We start from the raw sequence: 11,824 nt of genomic DNA, 5'->3' as shown, positions 1-11,824 counted from the left end.
TTTATCGCGCTGCGGCATACAGCCCCTGTAAGCTTTTGGCGGGAAGTGCTTTCGGGACAATGCTCATGCCATCTTTCAAGCTCTGAATTCCCTCGTAAACAATACGATCGCCAGGTTTAAGGCCCGATTGAACGATGTAAAACTGGTCAACCCGGCTGCTGGGGACAAAACTTCGGCTTCGAACTTTATTGGATGCGTCAACGACATACACGAAGTTTTTGTCCTGCACCTCAAAAACGGCTCGCTGAGGCACCAGAACGGCATCGTCCACGTCGGTTTCCAGGCGAATTTTGCCCGTAGCCCCGTGCCGGAGCAGGCGTTTGGGATTGGGGAACGTAGCCCGGAAGGCAATGGTACCGGAGTTGCCTTCGAAGACCGTTTCGGTGGTTTCGATTTTGCCTTTGTAGGGATAGGGCGAATCATCGGCCAGCAACAATTCGACTTCCCGAACGGTCGTTTTTTCGGGATCGAGCCGTTTTTTAATGAAGGATAGATATTCTTTCTCCGATACATTGAAATAGGCATACATCTCCCTTAGATCAGAGAGGGTGGTCAGCAGGGCGCCCTCTTCAATCAGGCTACCCCGTTTGAAGGGCAGCCGGTTGATAACCCCGTCGAAGGGGGCTCGAATACTAGTCAGCGAGACATGAAACCGGGCTTTGTTCAGCGCGGATCGGGCTCCATTGATACCCGCCCGGGCGGTTTCCAGTTTCGATTTGGCCAGCTTTAACTCAGAAGGCGAAATCACATTTTTAGTGACCAGTAGTTTCACCCGGCCCATTTCTACTTCTGCTGACTCGGCCTGGGCCATCGCACTCTCCAGACTGGACTGTGCCCGGTCTACTTCCACCTGATATTCGGTCGGGTTAAGTTGAAATAGTAGTTGGCCTTTATGAACGGGCTTTCCTTCATCGACCAGAATCTTATCCAGATAGCCCGCTACTCGGGCCCGGACCTCCACGTTCTGCACGGCCTCCAGATTGCTGGCATAATCGTGATCGAGGGTGGCATCCTGTTGGGTTAACTGAATGACCGGAAGCGTTGGCGCCGACTCCTGCTTTTTCTCGCTATGGGCTGAGCAGGAGGCCAATATAATCGTAATTAGTAAGGCAAGTAGGCCTGAATAAGATTGCATAAGGAAGTAGGGTCTGATTGCCCCGTTTGCTACCTGTGCAAATACAATACGACAAGTAAAGACCAGATTAGAAAATTCTTAGAATTTGCTTAGAGAAACGCTAATCGGTGGGATTCAACTCGTAAAAACACAAAATCGCTACCGGATATCAAAGCTCCGGTAGCGATTCGAATCGGCATGTTCAACTATGAAAAAGTAATGAGTTTACTGACTGTCTGCTTCAGGAGCAGCAATCTTGGCTAAGTCCTTATTTTCCGGGAACAATGAAAGGCCTTTCTTTAGCCATTCATTTCGGGCATTGTCGTCTTTAGTAACCAGTTCGTTGTAGGAAATCATATACTTGAAGGCCAGCAACAGGTCTTTCTTATAGCGATTCCGTTCTTCTTCCTTATCTGAAACCATGTTAATGAACTGCTCGAAGTAGGGCTTCGCTTTCCCATTCCGAACGGCTTCTTCGGGTGTGTAGGCATAATAGTTAGCCTTTGCCCGATACAATACCGTTGGGGCATACTCTGGCGATGCTTTTTGGGCTAATGCCAATGCCGAATCGGCCAGGGCGAAGCGCACCGTGTCTCGTACTAACTTCCCGAGACTATCCCGCTGAAAACCCAGCGTATAGTTACTCATTCCATAACGAAATAAGTCCTGAACATCCGCTTTGAAGTTATGCTTTGCGGCCGAATCCAGAGTGGCCACTGCTTCGGGGTGTTTCTTAGCCCGGTAATAGTACTTGGCCATGACGCTATACAGATTCTCGGTCGTGTCGAAGGGAGCAGCTTTGGCCAGATAAGTCACACCAATGGAGTCATTAACTGCTTTCAGTGAATCACTGCCGGGATTTTCGATGCCCATATAAGCCATGCCGAGGTATTTATAATCGTCGGGCATGGCCTTTCCCGGTGCTTTTTCCAGGAACGTACTAATATTTTGAATGGCTTTTTGCGGTTCTTTCAAGGACGAATACGCCCAGCCTTCAATTCGGTACACAATAGGATTCTGGGCTAATGCGGTACGGTTGCTGTCGATCAGGTTGATCGCTCGCTGGTAATCTTTAGCCAGAAAATGAAACTGAGCCTGCCGTAACAGCGTCTCCTGACGCTTATCTTTCGATACGTTCACGTATTGATCAATGTAGTTGGCGGCTTCTTTGTAGCGGTTGACCAGGAAATATAGTTCGGCTAACTGGTTGTAAGCTGGTGCGTAGTTGGCACTTGCTTCAATGGCTTTCTTATAGTTCTCCACAGCCAGATTCAGGTTGCGGCCCTGCCAGTAAATATCGCCAATGCGCTGGTACACCCGCGATGGGTTCATGCCCAGTTCAAGGGCACTTTCGTAGCGAGTGACGGCCGTACCCGCATCTTTGTTCAAATAATACGCATCGCCGAGGGCCAACTGGATAGCCGGATTTTTCTTGTCCCGATCGACAGCCCGGTTCAGGTAGTCAATGGCTTTTGCGGCATTGACCGCTTTTGGATAGCGGGGCTTAATAGAACCGTCGCCGGGGGTTAGATAGCCTGTGTAGGCTTCCCCAATTCGAAACAGAATGTCGGCGTTTTTGCCTTTACTCCGGTTGATGACTTCCTCTAGTTTAGGATCGGCATTGGTATTATCGTTTTGTACGAGGTAGGTCAGGGCCGAGCCTGTTTGGTTTAATGGAATCCGTTTGTCATCCATCGAAATGCCTTTATAAAACCAGGCTCGGGCCGAATCAGGCTTTCCTGCCAGGAGATAGCCATAGCCAGCGTCAAAAATAGTTTGATCCGATGGGTTTTGCTGAGCCGTTCGACTCAGGACTTGGGCAGCTTCGTCGAAGCGCCCCAGGCTCATTAATGTATTGGCATCGGGTGTTGGCGTCTGGGCAGTAACGCTGCCCGCCAGCCCCGAGAGAAGTAATATTAATAGGTGCGTTTTCATGTTGCTTAGGATTTTTCTTTCAACCAGATGACTATTTAGTGCATCTCTGAAGTCAGGGACAAATTACCACCCAGACCTAAGAAGGGGCTTAAAGACTGCTTAGAAAAGGCTTAGAGAGCGAAGGCTACGAAATCGATCTGGCGTACGACGGTCAGGTGGGGCAGCGTCTGGCGGATAATAATTCGTACGAGCAGGTTTGGGTAACTTAAAACCAGAAGATATTATGTTGAAAACGGCCAACGGAGATCCCGCCGGCCAAGCAGTCATGACAACCCAACTGGTGAATCAGCAGGGGCAGAATAGCAAACCAGTCTCAATACGCTAACTAATTCACGGCTTATCTGACGATAGTTTCTGCCCAATAGCCTGCTTGCGCAACCGCTTTTTGAACCAGATCAGCGATTCGATTATCCGTAGTTTGTACAGTCAGCAGATTATCTGGCGAGTTGGTGTCAACATTCCAGCCGTCGAGTTGTTCGATATTGTTGAGAGGTAGTGTTACGGCGGCAATGGCCTTTTTGTCAGCCAGGTTGGTTTTGAAGTTCAGCGTTTCCATCGTGTTGAGTTAGTATGTTGTATTTGAGTTAGTATGTTGTATAGATAACTAAAAGAACCAGAAACTATCCCGGAGTCGGAAGTCAACGGAACCCAAATAGGCGTTTTTAGTGTAAACCGATGCCCGGTATATACCTGGCTTCAGGGTTTTGTCGGGCGTTAAACTGATCGAGATTCGTGTTGGCTTTCCAGTGAAAATCACCCGTTGAATGGCATGAACTGGTACAACTTCATTGACTGTTTCCAGGACAATCGTTTCGGTACGTAAGGGCGGCATGACCGGATTGTGCTGAGGGTCGGTCAGGCTTACGAATACTTCCTGAATAGAATCTACTTGTAATTCCGGCGGTACATTTAGCGAAATAGTTACTGTATTTACCTTTTTTGCTTTCGCGGTTTCTTTATGATTTCCCTTGGTGGATTCAACCATAAAATAATCGCCTGTAATGGCCGAGCGAGGAACCTTTGTTTGTAAGCTCGTATTCAGTTCATTTATTTTTTGTTGGAGGACTTTTGTCTCGTTGAGTAGCAATCCATTCGAATCAGTTAGCCAACCGATTTTATCATTCATGGCAGCTAGCTGGTTTTCTAAACTATCACGAATGGTTGTCATGGAATCCAGATTTCGATGAAGGCCATGAATGGTGCCTGTGCGCAACCTGTTTTGCTGACGAAGTTGTCTCTCCACGGCATCCCGTTGGTACAATTGGCCATGTAAGGCACTGATACGTTTACCTAGCGATTCGTTCTCACTAGTGGCCGTTTCCAGTTGACTCGTCAGGCTGCGAACATCGCCTTCGAGTTGAAGTTTGACTGACAGGAGCGAATCGGCCCGCCGTTCTTCCTGATCAAAGCGGTCAATCAGGGTTCGGGTTTTATCCAAATACAGGCCACCAACCACACCAAGGGTGAGTAGCATGGCCAGAATAGCGGTCAGCGGTGTTGACGTTCGTGAAGTTGTTTCCATACGAAAATAATTTGTTGGCGTATTGGAGAATGCGACAAAGGTGATCTCCGCTGGTTATAAAGGAATTAAAGACTTCTTAGAATTTGCTTAGACTTTGCGCTTCGCCTAATCATCTGCTTGCTCCTGGTGTTATTATTACAAACTGGAACACATCATTACTGCATGGCGAATAGACCTTCCCGATATGCACAGGTACTGGCCTGGCTGGATCAGCACATTATCAAGCGTTTATACACCGAGCGTGTGCGCCGAATTATACTCCAAAGCCTGCCGTTTTGGGTAGCCTCTCTGCTGACTGGACTTGTTGCTGTTGGTTACGAAGAACTATTTATGTGGGCAGAGCAAACCAGTTTTACCTGGATTCAGGCTCATCCGATGCTAGTGTTTGTAACCACACCACTGGCCTTCCTGCTTGCGTGGCTGGTGGTCGCAAAACTGGCTCCGGCAGCACGAGGCAGCGGTATTCCGCAGGTTATGGCGGGTATTGAACTGTCAAATCCCAGGACGTATCACCGTACGAACTATTTGCTAAGTATGCGGGTAGCACTCGTCAAAGTTCTCAGCAGCGTAGTCTTGCTGATTGGGGGTGGCGTTATTGGTCGGGAAGGGCCGACCATTCAGATTTCAGCCGCTATTTTTCGGGCCATTAACCGACTGCAACCCGCGGGTTGGCCGCAACTATCCCGGCAAATTGCGCTCGTTACAGGCGGAGCCGCTGGGCTGGCTGCGGCCTTTAATACTCCGCTGGGTGGAATCGTCTTCGTGGTGGAAGAATTAACCCAAACGCACATCACTCGTTTTCGCACCGCTGTTTTTACGGCGGTGATTATTGCAGGTATGACCGCACAGGCGATTCTGGGGCCTTATTTATACCTGGGTTTTCCGAAAGTGACAGTTTCGACCGGCTGGTTTTTGGGCGTAGTAGTGCTAGTGGCTATGGTTTCCGGTTTAGCAGGTGCTGTGTTTGCCAAAGCGTTATTATGGGTCAATGCCTACCGAAGACGGTTTCGTACCAGTCGGGAGCAGGCTATATGGGTAGCAGCCTGCGGATTGGTACTAGCTGGACTGGCCTACCTGGTTGGTACCGATGCCGTTGGTACGGGGAAGCCTATTATTAATCGGCTCCTGTTTCAAAACGATCACCAGACGCCCTGGTATCTGTTTCCAGTACGGTTCGCGGGTATGGCGCTCAGCTACAGCAGCGGGGCAGCGGGTGGGGTTTTTGCCACCTCATTAAGCGCCGGAGCTATCCTCGGAGACGCAATGGCTCGGCTAATCCGGGTAACGCCCAGCGATACGAATCTGGTCATTCTGGTGAGTATGGTAAGCTTTTTGACAGGGGTGGTTCGCTCTCCGTTCACGGCGGCCATTCTGGTACTGGAAATGACCGATCGGCATTCGGCTATTTTTCAATTACTGTTGGGTGGACTGATGGCGCAGGGGGCGGCATCGCTGGTTGATCCGGTATCGTTCTATGAGCACCTGAAAGCCGGATTTGTCCGCGAAACAATGGCACAGCCCGTTCTCAATGAGGCCAAGAGAAAAGAAGTAGAAGCCGACTAGCGTTAGGTAGCCTAATCCTCTTTATCAGGTGGGTAAAGCCGCCGAATGAGCCGCTCCATAGTCAACCCCTGTACAATTACGGAAAACAAAACGACTGCATATGTAATTGTCACAATGAACTCTTTCTGCGGTAAGGAGCCATCAATGGACAGCGCCATCGCAATGGAAAGCCCTCCCCGTAGCCCACCCCAGGTCAGCATAACAGGGGCATTCCTGTCGAGGTCCAGCCAGCGATGAGCCAGCGTAAAGGGAATGAGAATAGCTAAATACCGGGCTACCAGGACCAAGAGCACGACTAGTAAATAAATGGACCATTGTGTTATCTGAAAATCAATCAATAGCAGCTCAACGCCAATCAGTACAAAAAGTAAGGCATTTAGAATCCCATCAACCAACTCCCAGAATTTGTCGACGTACTCCTCGGTGAGCTGACTCATGGCGTCCTGCCGACGGCTATGTCCACCAACCATAAGACCGGTGACCACCATCGCTAATGGTCCTGAAATGTGCAGTTTTTGCGCTAGTAAGTACCCACCCATAACACCGGCTACCGTTACAATCACTTCGGTCTGATAGTGGTTGATCGAACGTAAAACCAGGAACATCCCGTACCCTAAAGCAATTCCAAATACGACACCGCCACCGGCTTCCTCGAGAAACAGCAAGGCGATCTCTCCAGCACTTACACTATCGACTCCGTTGAGGACAATTCGATAAATAGAAGCAAACACGACAACCCCTACGCCATCATTAAAGAGTGATTCGCCCACAATATTCAGCTTGACGCTGTCGGGTAGTTTGAACTTAGACAAGATGCCTAACACGGCGATTGGATCGGTGGGTGAAATTAAAGCCCCAAATAACAGGCAAAGCGGGAATGACAATGCCAGGTCGAGATGCCTGGTCAATAAATAAAGACCTGAACCAACCAGAAATGTGCTCAGTAAGACGCCCACAAAAGCAAACAGCATAACCGAGCGTCGTTCGACTTTAAGTTTGGCTGAATCGGTATGGAAAGCGCCGGCAAAAAGCAGGAAGCTTAACATCACATCAAAAAGCGCTTTACCAAAGTTAATCCCGGCAACCGTCTGACGAACAGAGGCTAACTGGTCAGGATAGATTGAGTTCAGGCCAAGTAACAGGACAGAGAAGCCCAGCGAACAAACCATAATGCCAATGGCATCGGGAAGTTTCAGCAGTTTTGTGTTCAGGTAGGCAAACACTGCCGAAGCAACAATAAGTAAAGTAATGACAGTAAATAGATCCATAATTGAGTAGTGGAATTGAGCAAGATTACATTAACTTTCCATTAAAACCGCATCTTATTTTGAGTTAAGTATCAATAACTGTATTCCTGAATAATGATTGTCGACGACCAAAATGCACCCCAGACGAATAAGTCAGATACCTTAAGCCGCTTCGGTGGGTTTCTGCGCGAGCGTTTTAGTCTGGAGGAAGATAAACAGGATGAAAAGGATGTGATTGAATCGATACGTCGGGGTATTGAATTCCGGGGTATTAATCTATGGACGCTGATTTTTGCCATTTTCATTGCTTCTATCGGGCTGAATGTTAATTCTACGGCTGTTATCATCGGTGCCATGCTGATCTCCCCGCTGATGGGCCCGATTATGGGAATCGGCCTGGGCATCGGTATCAATGATCTGACCATGATTCAGCAGGCGCTGAAGAATTTAAGTATTGCCGTTTTTATCAGTCTGCTTACCTCTACGGTTTATTTTTTAATCAGTCCGCTGCACATTGCTCAATCGGAACTACTGGCTCGCACATCGCCTACCGTCTGGGATGCGTTCATTGCCTTTTTTGGCGGTTTGGCAGGCATTGTGGCCGGTTCGCGACGGGATAAAATTACGAATGTGGTTCCAGGCGTGGCCATTGCAACGGCGCTGATGCCGCCCATCTGCACGGCGGGTTACGGACTGGCATCGGGTAATCTGTACTATTTTGCGGGTGCGTTTTACCTATTTCTCATCAATAGCGTTTGCATTAGTTTAGCCACTTTTCTAATTGTCCGATTTCTGGGTTATCACCAGAAAGAATATCCTGCGCCTGACGTAGAACGTCGGGTACGGAACACGATCTGGGTTGCGGTGCTGATTGTCGTGGTACCGAGTAGCTACCTTGGGTATCAGATTGTTCGTAAAACCATCTTCGAGCAGAATGCCAAACGATTTGTTACCAACGAATGTAATTTTGAGTATCGGCAACTGGTCAGTTATACTGCCCGCTACAATCGGGATCAAAGTACACTGGAACTCACGCTAGTAGGGGAGCCATTTCCGAAAGATTCCATTAATCTGCTTCGGGCCAAAATGCCTCCATATGGCCTGGCCGATGCGCAACTCATCGTCAAACAAGGGAGCTTTAAGGACACTGAAATTGATGTAGACGCGCTAAAAAATACGGTCACCGATCAGGTTATTAAATACAGTCAGTCGTCCATTGCTCGCAAAGATCACATCATTGATTCATTACGGCGGTATATCGACCTAACCCAATCTACCCGTCTGTCGGTAGCTGACCTGCGAAATGAACTTAAAACGCTCATGCCTGATGTACAAACCTTTACGGCTGCCCAATCATTGGTCATGAGTCGGAATAGTAACCGACCCGACACGGTCATGCTGGTATACGCCAAGTTCTCTCGCCGTCATACAGCGGGCGAAAAACAAAGGATAGAGCGCTGGCTACAAAGCCGGACAAAAAGCAAAAAGATAAAACTGCTGGTTGAATAGCGTAATGGATGTTGCGCTGTTAATGCAATAGATTGGGAATGTCAACTGCCCAGGCAATCAATAAGGTCAGGAGTACTAATGCACTGATCAACAAGATTAGCCAGTCTGGTTTGGGGGGCTTCTCATCGTAAAAATACCTTGATTTAGTTTGTCTTTCCGCCTTACTAACAGGCGCTGGGGGAAAGAATGGGGTATAGGTAACCGTTTGGCTTTCAGTAGTCATCATGTCGGTCAGTTTATATTGTCTGGCAGGTTTCTTAGTTGCCAAATATGCCCTGAACGACTTAAGATTCACTGATAAACTCCTTAGAATCTGATTAGAAGAGTGTATTCATCGTGGCAGTTCAATACGAAATGCCGTTGGCTTACCGGGTTCTGACGTAACACTGATATGGCCCTGATGCAGGCGAATAATGCGCTCAACGAGTGATAAACCCACGCCATACCCACGCACATCAGCGGTCTGACGGCTGCGATAGAAGGGCTCAAATATGTAGGGTAGATCAGCACTGGGAATGGGATGGCCGGTATTTTGAATACTTATGTATAGCTTGGTAGCCGCGAAATCAACCCGGATCAATGCCTGACCGTCATTAGAAAATTTGCAGGCATTTTCCGCTAGATTTTTCAGCGCCGTAGCCAGCAAGGTTTTGTTACCCTGAACGGCTAGCTGGTCTGGATCATCGGGCAAGGCACCGAGTTCTATGTTAACCTGGTAACGGGGATTGATGGCCATGACTTCGTCTCGGATATCCCATACGATTTCGTCCATCCGCACCGTATCGGTGAGTAGTCCAATAGCATCCTCCTGGTTGACCTGGGAGAGTTGTAGTAATTCGTGGGTGAGGGCCGCCAGGTCGCCTACATCATCCAGGACGGAACGAATCGTTTGCCGGTAAGCTTCTGGTTCCCGCTGGTTTAACAAACTGACTTCCAGTTGTGAGCTGATTTGCGTGAGTGGGTTTTTCAGTTCGTGGGATACGTTGGCCACAAACATCCGCTGCAACCGGAAGGACTCCGCTACCCGATCCAGCAATCGATTAATAGTGGCCGACAATCGACTGATTTCATCATCGTCTTTAGTAACGACCAGGCGTTCATCCCGATTCCGCGGAAATATATCACTGACAATCTGATCAATCTGCTGCATGGGCTGCAAGGCATCGCCCGCAAAAAACCAGCCTGAGAAGGCAGTCATCCCGGCAATCAGGACAAATAAACCCGTCAAAGCCCACAGCAGACGCCGTAAAAATTCATCCCCGTAGCTGTTTTGGGCGCTGGCAATGACCACATACTGCCCCGAAGCCGTCATGAATCGAGTGCCCGACAGATAGTACCCACCCTGCTGAAAATCCTTTTGTTTATTCTGCCGGATATCGGCAAGCACAGACGTTGGTATTGTTATCGACAGGTTTTCATTGGTAACAAAAATGATCGAATCCCGGCCGTCGAACACCATGATTTTTTGGTTGGGTAACTGATCTTTCCGAATTCGTCCCAATTGCTGAATCAATTGCGCATCCAGCCGATGGCGGATGAGCATATCGCCTGTTGTATTGGCTTTTCGGTCGAGCCGCCGGTAAAAATCGGAGGAAATAAAATACCAGCAGAAGGCATAGATACTCACAAACGCCAGCAGTAAAATGCTGGATACCAGGCTTGTAAAGCGTAAGGTGAGCCGTTTGCGAATCGTCATTACTCCTCTTTAAACATATACCCCATCCCGAAATGCGTATGGATTAGCTTGGTAGGGAAGTTTCGATCAATCTTTTTACGGAGGTAATTGATGTAGACTTCCACGACGTTGGTGCCCGTATCGAAATTCAAATCCCAGACATGTTCGGCAATAGCTGGTTTCGATAGTACCCGTCCCTGATTGCGCATCAGAAATTCCAGCAAGGCAAATTCGCGGGCGGTTAGCTCAATCGGTTGCTCATCGCGCGTAACGGTTTTAGCATCCAGATTCATTTCAATGCCGCCATACCGCAGGGTTTGGGCGGTCAGCGACACCTGCGTACCCCGCTTGGTAAGGGATCGCACGCGGGCCAGTAATTCGGCAAACTGAAACGGCTTGGTCAGGTATTGATCGGCCCCGGCATCGAAGCCCGAAATTTTATCGTCGGTTTCGCCCAGTGCGGTCAGCATCAGAATGGGAGTGGTTAACCCCTCGGCCCGTAACTGTCGGCAGAGTTCATACCCATTCAAACCGGGTAAAATCAAATCAGTAATAATAGCGGCATAGTTATTTTTCAGCGCCAGCCGTTTGGCAATAAGCCCGTCGTAGGCGATGTCGACTTCAAACTGGCTTTCTTCCAGTCCCTGCTGGATTGCCTGCAACGTTTTGGGTTCGTCTTCAACGACCAGTAGTTTCATGAGTAGTAAAGCTAAAAGTATTTTGCTTGGTTACAAGTCGGCTTATTACACTGGAAAGTGAACCATATTCACAGGTAAGTAAGCACATAACCAGCCTATTGTTTATGGCTCTAATCAAATTCTAAGGTTTCGTTAAGTTCCTACTTATCAATCGCCTATACTTTGCCTGAATTAAGCGTATATAAGCGCTTATTCATGCCGTTGGCCCCTACGCCCACGTTCTCACTGATTGGGGCGGGTCAATGGTCATGAAAAGTAAGCTCTCGCGCTTCACTATAAACCCGAACCAAGATGATGACGTTTTTTATTATTGTCAGTATAATTCTTGTACTAGGCGTGCTAAGTTATTTTACCAGTGCCTGGTATGGCGTTAAATCATCCAACACGGATAAATTACCGCCTTATTACGAACATTTACTTCGACAGTTAAAGGAAAAAGAAAATCAAGCTGAAGGAGCCGAAGACACGGTTAAAAAAGAGCAAGTCTCAAGTAACAGATGAACTAGTACTCTTCCAATTTAATTCTTACAGCAATCTGACTTGTTGACGGGATTGACTTTT

General features: G+C 48.3%; 11 protein-coding genes. 3 read left to right on the top strand and 8 right to left on the bottom strand.

The annotated features are described in order from the left end of the window. Position 1: 1 nt before the first annotated feature. From ACYVGR_RS31435 to ACYVGR_RS31420, 4 genes are all read right to left on the bottom strand, one after another. Positions 2 to 1,135, bottom strand: coding sequence for an efflux RND transporter periplasmic adaptor subunit (locus tag ACYVGR_RS31435; protein ID WP_460963954.1), 1,134 nt, complete (start codon positions 1,133 to 1,135; stop codon positions 2 to 4). 204 nt (positions 1,136 to 1,339) lie between these two features. Further along, positions 1,340 to 3,049 (bottom strand): tetratricopeptide repeat protein, encoded by a 1,710-nt coding sequence (locus tag ACYVGR_RS31430; protein WP_460963952.1) that lies wholly within the window; start codon positions 3,047 to 3,049, stop codon positions 1,340 to 1,342. A gap of 337 nt (positions 3,050 to 3,386) precedes the next feature. Continuing rightward, positions 3,387 to 3,605 (bottom strand): copper chaperone, encoded by a 219-nt coding sequence (locus tag ACYVGR_RS31425; protein ID WP_460963950.1) that lies wholly within the window; start codon positions 3,603 to 3,605, stop codon positions 3,387 to 3,389. Between the two features lie 48 nt (positions 3,606 to 3,653). Beyond that, positions 3,654 to 4,571: a hypothetical protein gene (locus ACYVGR_RS31420; protein WP_460963948.1), complete on the bottom strand. Its 918-nt coding sequence runs from the start codon at positions 4,569 to 4,571 to the stop codon at positions 3,654 to 3,656. 162 nt (positions 4,572 to 4,733) lie between these two features. Between ACYVGR_RS31420 and ACYVGR_RS31415 the strand changes: the two genes are divergently transcribed. After that, positions 4,734 to 6,134, top strand: coding sequence for a chloride channel protein (locus tag ACYVGR_RS31415; RefSeq protein ID WP_460963946.1), 1,401 nt, complete (start codon positions 4,734 to 4,736; stop codon positions 6,132 to 6,134). Between the two features lie 11 nt (positions 6,135 to 6,145). On the opposite strand, the gene ACYVGR_RS31410 is transcribed toward ACYVGR_RS31415, so the two are convergent. Continuing rightward, entirely contained in the window at positions 6,146 to 7,402 is a 1,257-nt protein-coding gene (locus ACYVGR_RS31410) for a cation:proton antiporter (RefSeq protein WP_460963944.1), read from the bottom strand. 93 nt (positions 7,403 to 7,495) lie between these two features. Between ACYVGR_RS31410 and ACYVGR_RS31405 the strand changes: the two genes are divergently transcribed. Next, positions 7,496 to 8,890, top strand: coding sequence for a DUF389 domain-containing protein (locus ACYVGR_RS31405; RefSeq protein WP_460963943.1), 1,395 nt, complete (start codon positions 7,496 to 7,498; stop codon positions 8,888 to 8,890). A 19-nt stretch (positions 8,891 to 8,909) separates the two neighbouring features. Here ACYVGR_RS31405 and ACYVGR_RS31400 read toward each other — a convergent pair whose 3' ends face one another. The 3 genes from ACYVGR_RS31400 to ACYVGR_RS31390 all read right to left on the bottom strand — a co-directional run bounded on the left by ACYVGR_RS31400 (position 8,910) and on the right by ACYVGR_RS31390 (position 11,263). Next, entirely contained in the window at positions 8,910 to 9,116 is a 207-nt protein-coding gene (locus tag ACYVGR_RS31400) for a hypothetical protein (protein ID WP_460963941.1), read from the bottom strand. A 105-nt stretch (positions 9,117 to 9,221) separates the two neighbouring features. Further along, the gene (locus ACYVGR_RS31395; protein ID WP_460963939.1) at positions 9,222 to 10,586 is read right to left on the bottom strand and encodes a sensor histidine kinase; all 1,365 of its coding nucleotides are present in this window, start codon (positions 10,584 to 10,586) and stop codon (positions 9,222 to 9,224) included. Further along, positions 10,586 to 11,263, bottom strand: coding sequence for a response regulator transcription factor (locus ACYVGR_RS31390; protein ID WP_182458818.1), 678 nt, complete (start codon positions 11,261 to 11,263; stop codon positions 10,586 to 10,588). Before ACYVGR_RS31390 ends, ACYVGR_RS31395 begins: the two co-directional genes overlap by 1 nt. A 291-nt stretch (positions 11,264 to 11,554) precedes the next feature. Between ACYVGR_RS31390 and ACYVGR_RS31385 the strand changes: the two genes are divergently transcribed. Next, positions 11,555 to 11,764, top strand: a complete 210-nt coding sequence (locus ACYVGR_RS31385; protein ID WP_460963938.1) for a hypothetical protein — start codon at positions 11,555 to 11,557, stop codon at positions 11,762 to 11,764. Positions 11,765 to 11,824: the final 60 nt, after the last annotated feature.

It is taken from the genome of Spirosoma litoris, assembly GCF_054776755.1.
The sequence above is the reverse complement of the archived record's forward strand: the minus strand, read 5'-3'. Positions and strand labels throughout refer to the sequence as shown.